15 protein-coding genes are annotated in these 16,120 nt (G+C 71.6%); 7 read left to right on the top strand and 8 right to left on the bottom strand.

Annotated features, from left to right (window positions below; genetic code table 11):
• Positions 1 to 30 precede the first annotated feature (30 nt).
• The 5 genes from OG226_RS47850 to OG226_RS47830 all read right to left on the bottom strand — a co-directional run bounded on the left by OG226_RS47850 (position 31) and on the right by OG226_RS47830 (position 5,388).
• The gene (locus OG226_RS47850; protein WP_328685793.1) at positions 31 to 480 is read right to left on the bottom strand and encodes a response regulator; all 450 of its coding nucleotides are present in this window, start codon (positions 478 to 480) and stop codon (positions 31 to 33) included.
• A complete protein-coding gene (locus OG226_RS47845; RefSeq protein WP_329352757.1) occupies positions 477 to 2,129 on the bottom strand; it encodes a sensor histidine kinase in 1,653 nt (550 codons plus the stop codon). The genes OG226_RS47850 and OG226_RS47845 overlap by 4 nt, the downstream gene beginning before the upstream one ends.
• 86 nt (positions 2,130 to 2,215) lie before the next feature.
• The gene (locus OG226_RS47840; protein ID WP_329352756.1) at positions 2,216 to 3,442 is read right to left on the bottom strand and encodes a PP2C family protein-serine/threonine phosphatase; all 1,227 of its coding nucleotides are present in this window, start codon (positions 3,440 to 3,442) and stop codon (positions 2,216 to 2,218) included.
• A gap of 414 nt (positions 3,443 to 3,856) precedes the next feature.
• Positions 3,857 to 4,654, bottom strand: a complete 798-nt coding sequence (locus OG226_RS47835; protein ID WP_329352755.1) for a SigB/SigF/SigG family RNA polymerase sigma factor — start codon at positions 4,652 to 4,654, stop codon at positions 3,857 to 3,859.
• A gap of 374 nt (positions 4,655 to 5,028) precedes the next feature.
• Complete coding sequence (locus tag OG226_RS47830; RefSeq protein ID WP_328685789.1) at positions 5,029 to 5,388, bottom strand: helix-turn-helix transcriptional regulator; 360 nt, start codon at positions 5,386 to 5,388, stop codon at positions 5,029 to 5,031.
• Positions 5,389 to 5,580: 192 nt separating this feature from the next.
• On the opposite strand from OG226_RS47830, the gene OG226_RS47825 reads away from it, so the two are divergent.
• Positions 5,581 to 6,312: an ANTAR domain-containing protein gene (locus tag OG226_RS47825; RefSeq protein ID WP_329352754.1), complete on the top strand. Its 732-nt coding sequence runs from the start codon at positions 5,581 to 5,583 to the stop codon at positions 6,310 to 6,312.
• Between the two features lie 53 nt (positions 6,313 to 6,365).
• On the opposite strand, the gene OG226_RS47820 is transcribed toward OG226_RS47825, so the two are convergent.
• The 3 genes from OG226_RS47820 to OG226_RS47810 form a co-directional block, all read right to left on the bottom strand.
• Complete coding sequence (locus OG226_RS47820; protein WP_328685787.1) at positions 6,366 to 7,394, bottom strand: Ppx/GppA phosphatase family protein; 1,029 nt, start codon at positions 7,392 to 7,394, stop codon at positions 6,366 to 6,368.
• Between the two features lie 70 nt (positions 7,395 to 7,464).
• Positions 7,465 to 8,406, bottom strand: coding sequence for a non-homologous end-joining DNA ligase (gene ligD / locus OG226_RS47815; protein ID WP_329352753.1), 942 nt, complete (start codon positions 8,404 to 8,406; stop codon positions 7,465 to 7,467).
• Positions 8,406 to 8,753 carry a DUF6479 family protein gene (locus OG226_RS47810; RefSeq protein WP_329352752.1) on the bottom strand — a complete coding sequence of 116 codons (348 nt, stop codon included), beginning with the start codon at positions 8,751 to 8,753 and terminating at the stop codon, positions 8,406 to 8,408. Before OG226_RS47810 ends, ligD begins: the two co-directional genes overlap by 1 nt.
• Before the next feature lie 144 nt (positions 8,754 to 8,897).
• Here OG226_RS47810 and OG226_RS47805 point away from each other — a divergent pair, with 144 nt between their 5' ends.
• The 6 genes from OG226_RS47805 (at position 8,898) to OG226_RS47780 (ending at position 16,113) form a co-directional block, all read left to right on the top strand.
• Positions 8,898 to 9,482 (top strand): carboxymuconolactone decarboxylase family protein, encoded by a 585-nt coding sequence (locus tag OG226_RS47805; protein ID WP_329352751.1) that lies wholly within the window; start codon positions 8,898 to 8,900, stop codon positions 9,480 to 9,482.
• Positions 9,479 to 10,360, top strand: coding sequence for an RNA polymerase sigma-70 factor (locus tag OG226_RS47800; protein WP_329352750.1), 882 nt, complete (start codon positions 9,479 to 9,481; stop codon positions 10,358 to 10,360). The genes OG226_RS47805 and OG226_RS47800 overlap by 4 nt, the downstream gene beginning before the upstream one ends.
• 191 nt (positions 10,361 to 10,551) lie before the next feature.
• On the top strand, positions 10,552 to 11,409 hold the full coding sequence (locus OG226_RS47795; RefSeq protein WP_329352749.1) for a hypothetical protein: 858 nt from the start codon (positions 10,552 to 10,554) through the stop codon (positions 11,407 to 11,409).
• Complete coding sequence (locus OG226_RS47790; protein ID WP_329353721.1) at positions 11,409 to 13,559, top strand: bifunctional serine/threonine-protein kinase/ABC transporter substrate-binding protein; 2,151 nt, start codon at positions 11,409 to 11,411, stop codon at positions 13,557 to 13,559. The genes OG226_RS47795 and OG226_RS47790 overlap by 1 nt, the downstream gene beginning before the upstream one ends.
• Before the next feature lie 22 nt (positions 13,560 to 13,581).
• Positions 13,582 to 15,780: a bifunctional serine/threonine-protein kinase/ABC transporter substrate-binding protein gene (locus OG226_RS47785; protein ID WP_329352748.1), complete on the top strand. Its 2,199-nt coding sequence runs from the start codon at positions 13,582 to 13,584 to the stop codon at positions 15,778 to 15,780.
• 78 nt (positions 15,781 to 15,858) lie between these two features.
• Positions 15,859 to 16,113: a hypothetical protein gene (locus OG226_RS47780; protein ID WP_329352747.1), complete on the top strand. Its 255-nt coding sequence runs from the start codon at positions 15,859 to 15,861 to the stop codon at positions 16,111 to 16,113.
• Positions 16,114 to 16,120 lie beyond the last annotated feature (7 nt).

Raw genomic sequence — 16,120 nt, 5'->3', positions numbered from 1 at the left:
TCATCACCTCGTACCAGTGACCCTAGTCCCTCAGCCGAAGCGATGGGGCAGCCGGACGACCTGCACGAAGAAGTCGTCGATCTGCCGGACCGCGGCGATGAACTGGTCGAGGTCGACCGGCTTGGTGACATAGGCGTTGGCGTGCAGTTTGTAGCTGCGCAGGATGTCCTCCTCGGCCGACGACGTGGTCAGGACGACGACGGGGATGTGCGCCAGCTCCGGGTCGGACTTGATCTTCTCCAGGACCTGACGGCCGTCGTACTTCGGCAGGTTGAGGTCGAGGAGGATGAGGTCGGGCCTCGGGGCGTCGGTGTGCTCGCCGCGCTTGTAGAGGAAGTCGAGGGCCTCCTCGCCGTCGCGGACGACGTGCAGGGTGTTGCCGATCTTGTTGTCCTCGAAGGCTTCCCGGGTCATCAGTTCGTCGCCGGGATCGTCCTCTACCAAAAGGACATCGATCGGGGTCGCGTCAGGGAGGGTCATGTCAGGGCCTTCTCTTCAGTGGAGACGGAGGTGCCGGTGCCGTCGACGGGCTCGGCGGTCTCGGGGGCTTCGACGGCGTCGGTCGCATCGGCGGAGGGGAGCGTGAAGCAGAAGCGGGTGCCTTCGCCGACCCGGGACTCGATCCAGATCCGGCCGCCGTGGTGTTCGACGATCTTCTTGCACAGGGCGAGTCCGATGCCGGTGCCGCCGTAGGCGTCGCGGCTGTGCAGTCGCTGGAAGATGACGAAGACCTTGTCGGCGAACTCCTCGGGGATGCCGATGCCGTTGTCGGCGACGCACACGCGCCACATGCCGGGGCTCTCGGGGTCGGGGTCACAGGTGACGGTCACGTGCGGGGCGCGGTCCGGGCGGCGGAACTTCAGGGCGTTGCCCACGAGGTTCTGCCAGAGCATCGTCAGCAGCGTCGGGTCGCCGACGACCTCGGGCAGGGTCTCGGGCCGGTCGATCCGGGCCTCCGACTCCTCCACGGCCGCCGCCAGGTTCCGCAGGGCCTTGTCCAGCGGCTGGCCGAGGCCGACCCGCTCCCGGGTGTCGTCGAGACGTCCGACGCGGGAGAAGGTGAGCAGGTCGTTGATGAGGACCTGCATGCGTTTGGCACCGTCGACGGCGAAGTCGATGTACTGCAGGCCGCGGTCGTCGAGCTTGTCGCCGTAGCGTTTCTCCAGGAGCTGGCAGAACGAGGCGACCTTGCGCAGCGGCTCCTGCAGATCGTGCGAGGCAACGTAGGCGAACTGCTCCAACTCGGCGTTGGACCGCCGCAGTTCGACGGCCTGGGCGTCCAGCTCCACGGCCTGCCGGCTCAGGATCTCCTCCTGGTCGCGGGAGGCGTCGAGTTCGGCGACGATCCGTCTGCGCATGCCCTCGACGGCTCCGGCCACCGCGGTGAGGTCGGCCGGGCCGTCGCCGGTGATGCGGTGCGCGAAGTCGCCGCCCGCGACCTGTTCCGACGCCTTGCTCAGCGCTTCGAGCGGCCGGGTCACCAGCAGTCGTACGAGTACGGCGAGGGCGACGCCGGTCAGCAGGAAGGCGGCGACCATGGCGCTGATGACGGAGTCGCGCGCCGTCCGCTGGTGGGCGAGGTGGGCCCGGCCCTCCTTCACGGCTTTCGAGATGTCCGCGTTCTGCTTCGCCCAGAGGGTGCGCAGGTGGTCGAACTCGTGCTTGCCGCTGTCCACGGTGGCCTGGTCGACGGCGTGCGGCCGGCCGGGGGTGACGGTGGCGGCGAGGGGCTCGCCGTAGTCCTTCCGCCAGGCTGCCGCGCCGCGCTCCACCGCGCGGAGATCGGCGAGGAGCTCGGGCCGGTCGCGGAGCAGTCCGCGCAGTCGCGCGGCCGAGCGGGCCTCGTCCTGCTGGCCGGTGGTGTAGGGGGCGAGGAACTGCTTGTCGGCGGCGATCGCGTAGCCGCGGATGCCGGTCTCCTGGTTGACCAGGGCGGCCTGCAGCCGGTACGCCTCGGTCTGGGAGGGCTGGACGCGCAGCAGCAGGTCGTCGCTGACCCGGGCCGTCTGGCTCAGCAGGTTGGCGCCGATCGCGGTGCCGATCACCACCAGCAGCACCATGAGCGACAGCGCCAGGAAGAACCACCCCTGCACCGTGAACCGGCGCCCGATCCCTCTTCCGCCCGCCATGTCCCTCACCGTTCGTCTCGTTTCGACACCCTCTCGTCCTCACCTGCTCACTTCCGGCGAACTGAATCACGTCCGGGGCAGGTGCCTCACGTCCAGTGCAGGTGCATCACGGCCACGTCGTCCGCCAGGCCGCCCTGCGCCTCGGCCAGGCTCTCGGCGCAGGCGATGAGTTCGTCGACGAACGGCTCCGGTGCCAGCGCGGCGCGTTCGCGGGCGAGCCGTAGCAGCCCGTCCTCTCCCAGCCGCTCCGAGCCGCGCCCGACATGCCCCTCGAAGAGGCCGTCGGTGAACAGCACCACGGCGGCATCGGTCGGTACGGCCAGTTCCTCGACCGGCCAGTCCGCGAGGCCGGGGACCACGCCCAGGGCCGGGCCGCCCGCGACCTCCACCCATTCCACCCGGCCGCCGTCCCTTATCAGCAGCCCGTGGTGTCCGGCCCGCACGACTTTGGCGGTCCGTTCGCCGGGTGCGACCACGAGACTGACGAGGGTGGCGAAGACCTCGCTCCGGGCGCGCTCGGCGACCAGGAGTTCCTCCAGGCGGGCCACCTGTTCGGCGCCCGTGACACCGCTGAGGACCAGTGTGCGCCAGGCGATGCGCAGGGCCACACCGAGGGCGGCCTCGTCCGGTCCGTGTCCGGAGACGTCACCGACCACCGCGTGGACCGTGCCGTCGACGCTCTGCACGATGTCGTAGAAGTCACCGCCGAGCAGCGCCTGCGCGCGCCCGGGACGGTAGCGGGCCACCGCTTCGACGCCCTCGCCGCGCAGCAGGGGGCGGGGCAGCAGTCCCCGTTCCAGGCGGGCGTTCTCCTGGGCCTGCATGCGGCTGGCCTGGAGCGCGACGGCCGCCCGCTCGGCCTGCTTGCGCTGGATCGCGTAGCGCACGGCCCGGCCGAAAAGGCCCGGCTCGACCCGGCCCTTGACCAGGTAGTCCTGTGCGCCGGCGGCGACGGCGGCCAGTCCGGTCTCCTCCTCGGCGAGGCCGGTGAGGACCACGACAGCCGCCCGCTCGGCGCCCGCCCGGATCCGGGAGAGCGCCTCAAGTCCTTGGGCGTCCGGCAGATGCAGGTCGAGCAGGACGCAGTCCGGCACGTCGACCGCGAGCACCTCGGCGGCCTCGGCCATCGACCGCACCCACTGGAGGCGAATCTTCAGCGCACTGTCGGCGACCAGTTCCTCCACCAACAGCGCGTCACCGGCATCGTCCTCGACCAGCAGGACGGCGGGCTGCCAGGCCACCCAGGTGTCCGGGCCGACCCCTTCGCCACCCACCGACAGCAGGTCGTCGGCCCGCGGCTGTGGCACCACCATGGTCCTACCCTCCCCACCGAACCGTCTCGCGACCATAGTTGCCGTCAGACAACAGTCGAGAGCATACCGGTACGCCGCGACGTCCCGTACGCACTCGCTCCGACCGCAAGCGGAATGGCCCAACAGGCCCTGTGTTCCGCGTCGTTGAGGGTACGACGGCCACCTGGGAGCCGGCGAGGAACCCCCTCCCCCGCCGGCCTGTCACCGCGCGTGCACACCGGGCGACGCGGGGTCGTCCGGTGGTGCGCCGCACCCTTCCCATGGGCCGGTTGTTGTTTGAACCGGCCCCAGCCCGGTAGTCCGAAGAGGGCGGCAGGTTGCCCAACCGCTCCCGGGAGGGTTCGGCAGTGAGCCCGCCACCGGCCGCCCCGGGATCACTCCCGCGGGGCGGCCGGCCTCCCCTTTCCGGCACGGCTAGGCGGCGTCGGCGAGTACGCGTTCGCGCACCGTGGCACAGGAGGTGGTGATCAGCCGGGAGACGTGCATCTGGGAGACACCGAGTTGCTCCGCGATGCAGCTCTGGGTCATGCCGCGGAAGAAACGGAGGTAGAGGATGACGCGCTCGCGCTCGGGCAGCGTCCGCAGGGCGGGCTTGACCGCCTCGCGGTCGACGACCAGGTCGAAACCGGCGTCCCACTCCCCCAGCAGGCCGACCAGCGTCATACCCGCGTCCTCACCCGGCGTCTCGGCGTCCAGCGAGAGTGTGGTGAAGCTGTCCAGCGCCTCCAGACCGGCCTGTACGTCCTCCTCGCTCAGCTGCGCGCACTCGGCGATCTCGGCCACGCTCGGGCGCCGGTCCGGCCCCGTCGCGGCCAGGTCCCGCAGGGCGACGCGCACCTTGTTGCGGAGTTCCTGGACGCGCCGGGGCACGTGCAGGGCCCACATGTGGTCGCGGAAGTGGCGCTTGATCTCACCGGTGACGGTCGGCACGGCGTAGCTCTCGAAGGCGTGGCCGCGGTCGGGGTCGTAGCCGTCGACGGCCTTCACGAGACCGAGTGCCGCGACCTGGCGCAGATCCTCGTAGGGCTCGCCCTTTCCCCGATAGCGGCCGGCGATGCGTTCGGACATGGGCAGCCAGACCCGGACGAGTTCGTCGCGCAGGGCGACCCGCTCGGGTCCGGCGGGCAGATGTGAGAGGCGGTTGAAGGCGGCGGCCGTGCGGGGGGCGTCGTTGTGCGGATGACGCTTCCGGGTGACGGTGACTGTGTCCATGGTGGTGCTCACAACTCCCTCAAGGGGTTGTCGAAGGACGGTCCCCATGGGAGCGGGCACACACTGAGCAGGCGGAACACACCCGCGATCCGGCATACACCGGCTCCCACGGACGTGCCTCCTGTCCGAAGCACTCACCCTGCGCCTTCCCCCGCGCGGCACCCTGAAACAAATGTACGAAGGCAATGACTCCTGGCCGCCAAAACGTGACGAAAGGTTACCAACCGGGTGGGCGAATGAGCGTCCACCAGAACGAGGGAATGAAGCACGAACCCCTGGAGACGGTCCGGCCGCAACTGGCGAAGATCCTCGGCCGCGCGTCGTTCAGAGCGCGGCGCCCGACGCCGTGCTGGCCCCCGCCCCGACCCGGCCGGTCACTCGGCGAGTTCGGAGTCCCGCTCGTCGGCCGGCGCCGTGGACGGGTGCTCGCGCCGATCGTCGTGCTGGGCGAGGGTGGAGAGCAACGCCTCGACGGTCATCCCGGCCTCGGCCGGATGCCGGAGGATGGTTCCCGGCTGGATGCGGTACGCGTTGGTCCGCCCCTCCCGCGTGTGGGTGAGATAACCGTCCCGCTCCAGATCGGCGATGATCTTCTGCACGGCTCTTTCCGTGAGCCTGCATCGCACGGCGATGTCACGGATTCGGGTGCGGTGATCCTCGGCGATCGCGGCCAGCACGCGCGCGTGACTGGTGAGGAACGTCCATCCGGCGTGTGTCTCGGGTACTCCGTCCATGACCCCCAGCATAGGCCCCGTCTTTCACGTATCCCGAGACACGAAACAGATTTCGTGTATATCTTGACGCGCTAAATGCCGCGGGTGAGACTTGACCGGGCAGAAAACAGGGCGGATGCCTCGGGAGCGGCAGCCATGCAAGAACACGAACGTAGCGCTCCTCGCGGGAGCGGGGTCCGGACGATATGCGCGGTGTCCCCCGTTTCCACGGTGGATTCCCCGTCCTCGGCGGCGGATCCGTCGTCGGTCTCCGCGTCCCTGAAGATCGTGACGCGGCCGGCCGGTACCCGGACGGTCGTCGTGGTCTCCGGGGAGATCGACATCGACACGGAACAGGCGGTGCGGCGCGCCCTGGGGCTCGCACTCGCCCGGTCGTCCGGAGGGCTGGACCTCGACCTGGCCGGAGTCGGTTTCTGCGACTGTGCCGGGCTCAACGTCCTGCTGTCCGTCCGCGGACTCGCCCTGGCGGACGGCAAGACACTCGACGTCCGGGCCGCCAGCGCCGCTGTCGCGAGGCTGTTCGCGCTCACCGACACGTCGTCGCTGTTCAGCCGCAGGACAGGGCACAAGGCCGCCGACGGGGTGGTCAACCTCCGGCGCGAACATTCCCCCACCACGCACCACCTGATGGAGGAGAAAGACGTGTCCGACGAGGCCGAGGAGCTGCGCGTCGAGGTCGGGCAGCTCAAGCGCGCGATGCTGACCCGGCCGGTCATCGACCTGGCCCGCGGAGTGCTCATGGCCTCCTTCGGTCTCAGCCGCGACGACGCGTGGAGCGTCCTGGTCGACGTCTCCCAGCGTTCGAACACCAAACTCCATCAACTGGCCGAGGAACTCGTCGACTCGGTCAACGGAGCACCGCTGCCCGAGGACGTACAACAGCGCATCTCGACGGCGGTCACCGAGATCTCACGCCCGGCGTAGGCCGGCGCGGCGCGGATGTCCGCCACCTGCCGGCGCGTGCCGGTCGACGTCCGCTACCTGCCGACGGGGGTCCGCTCCGGCACCGGCGCGATGCGCAGGGCGATCGCCCCCGCGGCTTCGGTGTCGTCGCTGCGCCGTGCCATCTCCGTCCACCAGGCCCCGCCGTCCTCGATGTACCGCAACATCACTCCCTCGCGGATGCCCCAGGGGCAGACGGTGACGGTCTTGATGCCGGTGAGCTTCATGGCCGTGTGCCCGACCACGGCTCCGGCCAGGCTCTGGGCGGCCCGCGGTGCCGAGACGCCGGGGAGCAGGGCCCGGTCCGGGGCGGCGAGGGCGGCCAGCCGGTCGAGGCCCACGCGCAGGTCGGCCCGCGCCAACCGCCGTTCCACAAAGGGACCTTGCCGTCCGGGGGCGGCACCGCAGAGCCGGGCCAGCTGTTCAAAGGTGCGGGACGTCACGACGGTGGTGCGGGGCCCTTCCCAGCGGATCCGTGCGGCCACGTCCCGCAGTTGGTGCCGTACCTCGCGACGCAGCGCCTTGACCGCACGGTCGGGCGGCGGGTCCTGGCCGTAGAGGAAGTCGCGGGTCAGTCGGGCCGCGCCGAGTGGCAGGGAGGCGACGAAGTCGGGCAACCGGCCGCGCCCGAAGGCGACTTCGAAGGATCCGCCGCCGATGTCGAAGAGCGCGAGCGGTCCGGCGCGCCAGCCCATCCAGCGCCGGGCCCCGAGGAAGGTCAGCTCGCCCTCGACCTCTCCCGGCAGCGTGCACAGTCGTACGCCGGTCTCGGTGCGGACCGCGCGGAGCACGTCGAGCCGGTTCGGCGCACCGCGAACCACCGCCGTGGCAAAGGCGAGTGGGCCTGCCGCGCCCCAGCTCCGGGCGGTTTCCGCGGCGGCCGACACCGCCTTCACGAGGTGGCGTACGGAGTCCTCGGGGATCTCCCCGTACGGCTGCCCGACGCGCTCGGAGAGCCGTAGTTTCCACTTGGCCGTGTGCACGGGCAGTGGTACGCCGTCCTCCAGGTCCGCCACCACGAGCCGAACCGTGTTCGAACCCACGTCCACCACACTCATTCGCATGAACCGGTGAGTACCCCGAGACCGACCCGCCAGTCGTCCTGATTGATCTTCGCTTCGAGGCGTTGGTCACTCAGCCGCGCAGGTCGTCCAGTCGCCGCCCGGCCGGGGCGAGGGAACGTCCCCGACTCGCCAGTCCCGCCCAGGGGTTGGTGCGGGCCTGGTCCAGGGCGTCGGTGATGGTCCAGCGGCGGGCGTCGAGGTCCGGGTCGTCGAGTTGGGCCCAGCTGATGGGGACGGCTACCGGTGCCCCGGCTTTCGCGCGGACGGCGTAGGGGGCGACGGCGGTCTGCGCGTAGCCGTTGCGCTGGATGTCGAGGTAGAGGCGGTCGCCGCGGTCCTTCTTGCGTGCGGCCGTGGTGAGTTGGCCGGGGTGGGCCGCGGCGAGGTGGTCGGCGACGTCCTTGGCGAAGGCGCGTACCGCGTCGAAGTCCTGCTGCCCGTCGAGGGGCACGACCAGGTGCAGACCGCGCGACCCGGTGGTCATCGGCGCGGACGGCAGCCGTAGTTCGTCGAGCAACTCCCGCAGGAGCAGGGCGGCTTGGCGTACGACGGCGAAGTCGTCCCCGTTGCCTCCGCTGCCTCCGTCCGACCGGTCGAGGTCGAAGACCAGGCGGTCGGGCCGGTGGAGCCTGGCGGTCCGGGACAGCCAGCGGTGCGGGGTGAGGCAGGCCTGGTCGGCGAGGTACACGAGTGTGGCGGTGTCGTCGCAGACGAGGTGCGTGACCGTGCCGCCCTCCTTGGTCACCTCGACGCGTTTGATCCAGTCCGGGTAGTGCGCCGGGACGTTCTTCTGCATGAACCGGGGGCCATCGATGCCGTCCGGGTGCCGTTCCAGCATCAGCGGGCGTCCGCGCAGGTGCGGCAGCATGAAGGGGGCTATGGCCCGGTAGTACGCGACGAGGTCGCCCTTCGTGTACTCCTTGCCGTTCCCGTCGGCGGGGAACAGCACCTTGTCGGGCCGGTGGATGTCGAGGCTACGGCGGCCCGCCCGTACGGTGCGGGTGCCGGCCATCAGGAACCGCCGGACCCCTCGTTCCAGCGCGGACGCTCCTGGTTCTCGCTGCGCCGGCCTCCGGAGTTGTGGAGGTCGTGCGGCAGGAGCCGCTCGCCGTCGGGGGTACGCGGCACCTCGTCCGGCTCCCGCTGTTCGCGGATCTCCCCTACGGGACCGGATTCCGGCAGCCGGGGCTGCTCGTCCGACCGCGGCGGCGCCGGTTCCCGCCGACGTACATCGATGCCCAGCCGGACCGCCCACACCAGCAACGCGACGATGACGAGTCCACCGGCGAAGGCCACCACCAGGCCCATCGCGGCGCCGGATGCGGCGAGGTCCACGTGTTCGTTCTCGGCGATCATCATGACGGCCGAGTACCCCCGCGCGAAGCGGCCAAGCACGGTGGCCGACCGGTGCGCCCGGTCCTGGTGTCACATCCGCGAGCCGGCCGGTGTCTTCATGTCGAACAGCCAACCAGGCTCACATACGACAGATACAAGGAGAACACCGTGACGCCTCGCGTTCCCAGGGCCGAGCTTCCCGCCGAGCTCCGCGAGACCATGATCAAGCAGCTCGGGACGGTTCCCGAGCCCGTCGAAGTGCTGTGGAACCAGCCCCGACTGGCCGAGGCGAACCAGGAGTTCGCGGCGAAGGTGGGCACGTGGGACGCGGCCGACCCGAGCCTCAAGACGTTCGCGCACATGGCCGTCGCGGCCCAGATCGGCTGCAGCTGGTGCCTGGACGTCAACTACTTCCACGCGCTGAACCAGAACCTCGACCTGGCCAAGGCGAGCCAGGTGCCGCGCTGGCGGCGGTCGGAGGTGTTCACACCGCTGGAGCGGGATGTGCTCGCGTACGCGGAGGCCATGACGAACACACCGCCGACCGTCACCGACGAGCTGTCGAAGAGCCTGCTCGACCGGCTCGGTCCGGCCGCGCTCGTCGAACTCACCGTGTTCATCGGCTTCGCCAACATGGCGGCCAGGTGCAACACCGCGCACGGGATCACCTCGCAGGGCTACTCGGACTCGTGCGAGATTCCGCTGGTCTCCCGCACGGGGCTCGCCGACGCCGACGTAGCGTCGACGGCATGACCACCGACGAGACGACCGGGGACCCCTTCGTCGCCCACCGCGGTCTCCTGTTCACGGTCGCCTACGAGATGCTCGGATCGGCGGCCGACGCGGAGGACGTGCTCCAGGAGTCCTGGCTGCGGTGGGCCGACGTCGACCGGTCGCAGGTGCGGGACCCGCGGTCGTACCTGATCCGGCTGGTCACCCGGCAGGCGCTCAACCGGCTGCGCACGGTGTCGCGGCGCCGCGAGGAGTATGTCGGCGAGTGGCTGCCGGAGCCGCTCCTGACCAGTCCCGATGTCGCCGAGGACGTCGAACTCGCGGAGAACGTCTCGATCGCCATGCTGACCGTGCTGGAGACGCTCGGGCCCACCGAGCGAGCGGTGTTCGTGCTGCGCGAGGTCTTCGAGATGCCGTACGGCGAGATCGCCGAGGTCATCGGGAAGTCCGCGGCCACGGTACGGCAGGTCGCGCGGCGGGCCCGGGACCATGTGGCGGCCCGACGGCCGCGGGTACGGGTGAGCCGGTCGGAGCAACAGGCCGTGGTGGAACGGTTCCTGCGCGCCTTGCGCACCGGGCGGTTGCAGGAGCTGATGGAGGTGATGGCACCGGACGTGGTGCTGGTGACCGACGGTGGCGGGGTGGTCCCCGCCGCGCTCGCCCCGATCCACGGCGTCGAGCTGGTGGCGCCGATCCTCGCCCGCGCCCACGAGTTGGTGGCCGTGCTCGACACCGCGCCCGTGTGGCTCAACGGCGAACCGGCGGGCCGCATCGAGTTCGACGGCGAACCGTCCGCGATCAGTGTCGTGGTGGAGGACGGGCGGGTCACCCGTATCTATGTGGTGCGCAATCCGCGGAAGCTGACGCAGCTGGACGAGCCGACCGAACTCGTCAGGTGATTCTGCCGCAGCTCCGAACTTCCCTCCGCACAGGGTGAGTTGAGGCGCCCGGGGCACTACGCTCGTCTCGACTGTACGCATCCTGTGCGAAGCCGGAAACAGCCGCGGCGGGCGGGGAACCGTCCCGTGACCGAGCGCATCGGTACTGGCATGGGGTCGGCCGCGCGGCAGGCTGTGGAGGGGGCGACGTCGTGGCGTATGCCGGAGCACTGCGTGTCAGCGGGGTGGCGGCGCTCTGCGGGGCACTGGTGGTGGGGTGCACGGGGGGTGGCGGAGATTCCGCGTCACCGCCGACGACGGCGCCCGGGACGTCCCGGAGCAGTACCGCCGACCCGCGGCCCACGGCGTCGGCCACCCCCGGGACGGATCCGAACAGGGAGCCGAAGACCGCGGCGCAGGCTCGGGGTCTGGTCCAACAGGTCATCCCCGGACCGGAGTTGTTCGGGACCGGGGTGGTGCGGGCTACGCCGTACGAAAGCGATCCGGGGCAGTGGGCGGTGTTGGGCGACGACTGTCTGTGGCGACTGCGCCCGTTGCCCGGCGATGCCTTGGCCACGCTGACCCGGCACTTCGAGGTGCCCGCCTCGGGCGCGAAGGGTGCCGTACGGCTGTCCGCGACGGTCACCGTGCATCGCACGGCGTTGGACGCGTCGTGGGAACAGGCTCGGATGCTGGAGGAGGACCTCGACTGCACCGAACAGACCCAGCGGCCGGGTGAACGCCTCACGGGGCTGCAGTCGTTGTCGTTCGCGCGCGGCGAGGGCGGCAACACCAGCGGCGACGATCTGCTCCTGGAGACGGGACAGTGCGTCAGCGACACGCACGGGGGCCCGTATCCGTACTGGTGGCAACAGGCCGTGCTGGGCACGGTGGTGAGCGGTACGTCCGTGTGCGGCGGGCGCGGTCGTAGCGAGGAGGAGCTCAACTCCCTTGTGGCGGAGGTGCTTCCGAGGATGCTGCTGAGGGTGGAGCAGGAGATCGGACGCTCCGGCGGGTCGGCGTCCGGTGAGCCGAGTCCATCCGGGTCGGGCACGAAGGGCGGGTCGTGATGGAGCGGCTGCTGCCCTCCGATCCGTCGCGGCTCGGCGGATACCGGCTGTTGGGGCGTCTGGGCGCGGGCGGCATGGGTGTGGTCTACCTGGCCCGGGGTGAAGCCGGGGAGCTTGCCGCGGTGAAGGTGATCCAGCCCGAGTTCGCCCAACAGGCGGAGTTCCGGGCGAGGTTCCGGCGTGAGGCGGATTCCGCGCGCGGGGTGGACAGTCCGTGGGTGGTGCCGGTGCTGGGCGCGGACACGGAGGGCCCGGCGCCGTGGCTGGCGACCGCGTTCGTGCCGGGGCCGTCGCTGGCCGAGGCGGTGGCGGAGTGCGGGCCGCTGCCGGCGCGGGTGGTGCGGGTGCTGGGCAAGGTGTTGGCGCGGGCGCTGGACGCCGTACATCGGGCGGGGTTGGTGCACCGGGACGTCAAGCCGGGCAATGTGCTGCTCGCGCTGGACGGGCCCCGGCTGATCGACTTCGGTATCGCCCGGCCCACGGCGGCCGAGGAGACGGAGCTGACCTCGGACAGCATGGTCGTGGGCACGCCCGGGTTCCTCTCCCCGGAGCAGGCGCGGGCGTTGCCGGTGGGGCCGGCGAGCGATGTGTTCTCGCTGGGCTGCGTGCTGGCGTACACGGTGACCGGGCGGCTGCCGTTCGGGGGCGGCGCGGCGGACGCGCTGTTGTACCGGACCGTGCACGACACGCCGGATCTGGACGGCGTCGAGGACGTCGAGCTGCGGGACCTGTTGGAGCGCTGCCTCGCCAAGGAGCCCGAGCAGCGGCCCCGACTCGCCGAGGTGGACGCGGAGTTGGTGGAGGACGCGCCGACCGGTTCGATCGGCTGGCTGCCGGACCCGGTGGTCCGGATGGTCGCCGACCGGTCGGCGGAGATGCTGGCGCTGCCCGGTATCGAGCCGACCGAGATCTCCGGCGAGTCCGCACCCCAACGGCCGGGGCGCCGAAGGGTGTTGGCCATGGCGGCAGGCGGTACGGCGCTGCTCACGGCCGGTGGCGGCGCTGCGTTGTGGGCGGTACTGCGGGACAACGGCGGGAGGACACCGGCGAGTTCGGCCGCCCGTCGGGAGTGGGTCATCGGTATCCAGGCCGACTTGACCGGCCCGCTGAAGGCGGCGGGGACGGCACAGGAGCGGGCCGCGCGACTGGCCGTGGAGCAGTTCAACGCACGGGAGGACAAACCGTTCCCGCTCACGCTGCGGGTGCTGGACGACCGGGGCGAGCCGGCCCGTGCCCAGGCCGTGGCCCGCCAACTGACCCGCGACCGCGACGTGTTCGCCGTTCTCGGCCCCACCGGCTACGCCTCGGCGCGGAGTGCCGTGGAGGTGTACGAGAGTGCCGGACTGCCCTTGGTGACCGTGTCCGAACTCTCGGTCTCCGCCGTCCAGTCGGCCCTGCTGGCCAAGCCGCGCAGATACTTCCGGGCCGCTCCGCTGGCCGCGTACTCCGCGTACGCCACCGTCACCGCGCTGACCGCGCAGGGGTCTCGCCGCCCGGGGCTGCTGGTCGATCGCGCGGGCGGGATCACCGGCATGGAGTCCGTCAACGTCGTCCACAGCGCGACCGACGCGGGCGGTGTCGCCCTGTACGCCCGGGTCGTCCCCGCCCTCGCGCCCGACGTGTCGACCGTCGTCGCCGACATGCTCGCCCACGGCGTCGACAGCTTCTACTACACCGGCACCCCCGAACGCGCCGCCCCGCTCGCCCGCGCCCTGGCCGCACGGGACTTCACCGGCCCGCGCTTCCTGGACATTCCGTCGGCCACACCCGCCTTCGTCTCGGCGGCGGGCCCGGCGGGCGAGGGCTGGCAGGTCCTGGCTCCGTACATCGACCCGGCCGCCGCGGCCGTGCGACCGTTCGCCACGGCCTACCGCAAGCGGTTCGGCGGTGCGCCGGGCGACTGGGCGGCGGAGGCGTACGACGTGACGCGTCTGCTGGCCGACCGGCTCACCGCTCTCGCCGGGAGCGCCAAGAAGCGCCCCAGCCGCACCCAGGTCGCCGACGCCCTCGCCAAGGCCCGGTTCAAGGGGCTGGTCACCACGTACGCGTTCGACGCCGACCAGCAGCTCATCACCCGGCAGGTGCAGCACTACCAGGTCAAGGGCGGGCGCTTCGTCTACGACGGCCCGGTGGGACTGTCCGCTTCCTGACACACGGCACAGGAGCAGTGGGATGCAGGCATTGCGGGCCGGGGACCCGGAGAACCTGGGCGGGCACCGGCTGCTCGCCCGGCTGGGCGTGGGCGGCATGGGCGTGGTCTACCTGGCCCGTACCGCCGACGGGACCCCGGTCGCGCTGAAGGTGATCCGCGCCGAGTACGCGGCCGACCCCGCCTTCCGCGCCCGCTTCCGGCGCGAGGTGCGGCTGGCCACCGGGCTCACCGGCCGCTGGGTGGTCGCGGTGACGGCCGCTGACCCCGAGGCGCGTGAACCGTGGCTGGCCACCGCGTTCGTCCCCGGCCCGTCGCTGGCCGAGGCGGTGGACGGCCTCGGGCCGCTCCCGGCGGACGCGGTCGCAAGGCTCGGGGCCCAACTGGCGCAAGCGCTGGGCGAGTTGCATGCCGTGGGCCTGGTGCACCGGGACGTCAAACCCGGCAACATCCTCCTCGTGCCCGACGGCCCCCGGCTCATCGACTTCGGCATCGCCAAGGGCGTCGGCACGACCGCGCTCACCGCTCCCGACGCGGTCGTCGGCACCCCCGGCTACCTCTCCCCCGAGCAGACCCGGACCCGTGGCGGCGAGGTCGGTCCGGGCAGCGACCTGTTCTCCCTCGGCTGCGTGCTGGCGTACGCGGCAACCGGCCGGCGCCCGTTCGGCACCGGCGAGGCACCCGCGGTCCTGTACCGCACGGTGCACGAACCCCACGACCCCACCGGCCTGGCCCAACTCCCGCCGCCGCTGCGGACGGTGATCGACGCCTGCCTCACCAAGGACCCCGCGCTGCGGCCGACGGCCGCGGCGGTGCACTCCGCACTCATGGGCGAGAAGCACCCGGACGACGGCCCGTCATCGGCACCCGAGTGGTTGCCGCCCGCCGTCCTGAGACTGGTCGCCGAGCGCTCGGCCCGCGCCCTCGACCCGCCACCCCGTGCGGAGGGGCCGTCCGCACCCGAGCCGCTCAACACGCCTACGGATCAAGATGTTTCCCGCCGCCGCATCCTGACGATCGGCGGCTCGGCAGCCGCCGTACTCGCCGCGTCGGGCACCGGCGCGGCGGTCCTGCTCGCCCGGGGACACACGTCGACGAGCGGTTCACGCGACGACGTGCCCACGCACACTCTCGCCCTCCACGCGGACCTGACGGGTGCTCAGAAAGCAGTGGGTACAGCGCAGATGCAGGGAGCGGTCCTCGCGGTCGCCGCCCACAACGCCCGCAAGAACGTCACCTACCGCCTCGCCCTCTCCCCTTTCGACGACGGAGGCGACGCGACCCGCGCACGGGCGACGGCCCGCCGCGTGCTCGCCCGGCCGTCGGTCGTCGCGGTCATCGGCCCCAGCACAACAGCGGGTGCCCGTGCCGCCGCCCCGCTCTACGCGACCGCGTCCATGCCGGTGGTCCTGGTGTCGGCCGCCGACGACGCCGCGGGGCTGTCCGCCACGACCCTGCGCACCCTGTGTGTGACGAGGGCGTCCGACAGCTCACGGACCCTGCCGATCCTCTTCTACCTGACCAGGACCCGCCCCAGCCGTCACACGGCGATCGTCCAGGACGGCGCGGCGGGCGAGGCGGCTGTCGACATCAGCCGGAACCTGGTCGAGACACCGCCCGACGACGGTACCGTCACCGTCCACCAAGTGGCGCCCTCTGCGAGCGACTTCGGCCCTGTTGTCTCCCGGGCGCTGGCCACACATCCGCAAGCGGTGGTCTACGGCGGCACGTCACCGCGCCGTGCGGCGGCCTGCGCCCGCGCCTTGACCGCGGCCCGGTTCGCGGGGGCGGTGACCGGCTTCGAGCCCGTCATGCGCGCCGACTTCCTCACGGCGGCGGGGCAGGCGGCCGAGGGGTGGGTCTTCGAAGCGCCGTACACCGAAGCGCGGTCGGCCGGCACCCCGGCCGCGAAGGCGTTCACCGCGGCCTTTCGGGCGCGTTTCGGCGGGCCGCCCGGCCGCTGGTCCGCCGAGGCGTACGACGCCGTCGGTCTCGTCGCCCGAGCCCTGGACGCGCTCGGGACCACCACCGCGATCGAGCCCGCGCAGGTCGCCGAGCGTCTCTTCCACACCGCGTACGACGGGGTGGCCAAGCCGATCCGCTTCGTCCAGGGCACGACTCGCGCGCTGGATCCGGAGAACACCGGGTTCCTGTACCAGGTCAGGGACGGTGCGTTCCGTTTCCTGGGCCGCTACGACCAAGTGGGCACGGGTCGTCCGTAGCGCGAGGCGGCTGCCCGGGGTCTCACCGTGGCCAACCTCCTTGATTCTCAGGCCTCTTGAGAGCTCATGGTGGTGGGCGTGAACGAACGGGAGCCGTACATCATCGGGGACGTCGCCCGATTCGAACTCGTACGCACCTTGCGGGACTTGGGTGCCGGCCTGGACGACATCCGTCGGGTGCCGGCCGAGGAGACCGGCCTCAAGCCGCTGACCCAGTACCGCTCCCCGGTGGCGACGATCAACGGCACGGCCAAACCGGACCCGGACTCGGACCGGGCCCGTGCTGCGGTCGTCCGGGAGTGGATGGGTGCCGCCCTGCGCCAGGCTCCTTGACCCGCAA

Origin of the sequence: Streptomyces sp. NBC_01261, from assembly GCF_036226385.1 — a bacterium.
Lineage (GTDB): Bacteria > Actinomycetota > Actinomycetes > Streptomycetales > Streptomycetaceae > Streptomyces.
Note: the sequence above shows the minus strand (reverse complement) of the source record. Positions and strands in the feature narration are given on the sequence as shown.

What these genes read in the sequence shown, in the direction of transcription:
- OG226_RS47850 (WP_328685793.1), bottom strand. Translation starts at nt 480, where the DNA reads ATGACCCTCCCTGACGCGACCCCGATCGATGTCCTTTTGGTAGAGGAC.
- OG226_RS47845 (WP_329352757.1), bottom strand. Translation starts at nt 2,129, where the DNA reads ATGGCGGGCGGAAGAGGGATCGGGCGCCGGTTCACGGTGCAGGGGTGG.
- OG226_RS47840 (WP_329352756.1), bottom strand. Translation starts at nt 3,442, where the DNA reads ATGGTGGTGCCACAGCCGCGGGCCGACGACCTGCTGTCGGTGGGTGGC.
- OG226_RS47835 (WP_329352755.1), bottom strand. Translation starts at nt 4,654, where the DNA reads ATGGACACAGTCACCGTCACCCGGAAGCGTCATCCGCACAACGACGCC.
- OG226_RS47830 (WP_328685789.1), bottom strand. Translation starts at nt 5,388, where the DNA reads ATGGACGGAGTACCCGAGACACACGCCGGATGGACGTTCCTCACCAGT.
- OG226_RS47820 (WP_328685787.1), bottom strand. Translation starts at nt 7,394, where the DNA reads ATGCGAATGAGTGTGGTGGACGTGGGTTCGAACACGGTTCGGCTCGTG.
- ligD (WP_329352753.1), bottom strand. Translation starts at nt 8,406, where the DNA reads ATGGCCGGCACCCGCACCGTACGGGCGGGCCGCCGTAGCCTCGACATC.
- OG226_RS47810 (WP_329352752.1), bottom strand. Translation starts at nt 8,753, where the DNA reads ATGATGATCGCCGAGAACGAACACGTGGACCTCGCCGCATCCGGCGCC.
- OG226_RS47800 (WP_329352750.1), top strand. Translation starts at nt 9,479, where the DNA reads ATGACCACCGACGAGACGACCGGGGACCCCTTCGTCGCCCACCGCGGT.
- OG226_RS47790 (WP_329353721.1), top strand. Translation starts at nt 11,409, where the DNA reads ATGGAGCGGCTGCTGCCCTCCGATCCGTCGCGGCTCGGCGGATACCGG.
- OG226_RS47785 (WP_329352748.1), top strand. Translation starts at nt 13,582, where the DNA reads ATGCAGGCATTGCGGGCCGGGGACCCGGAGAACCTGGGCGGGCACCGG.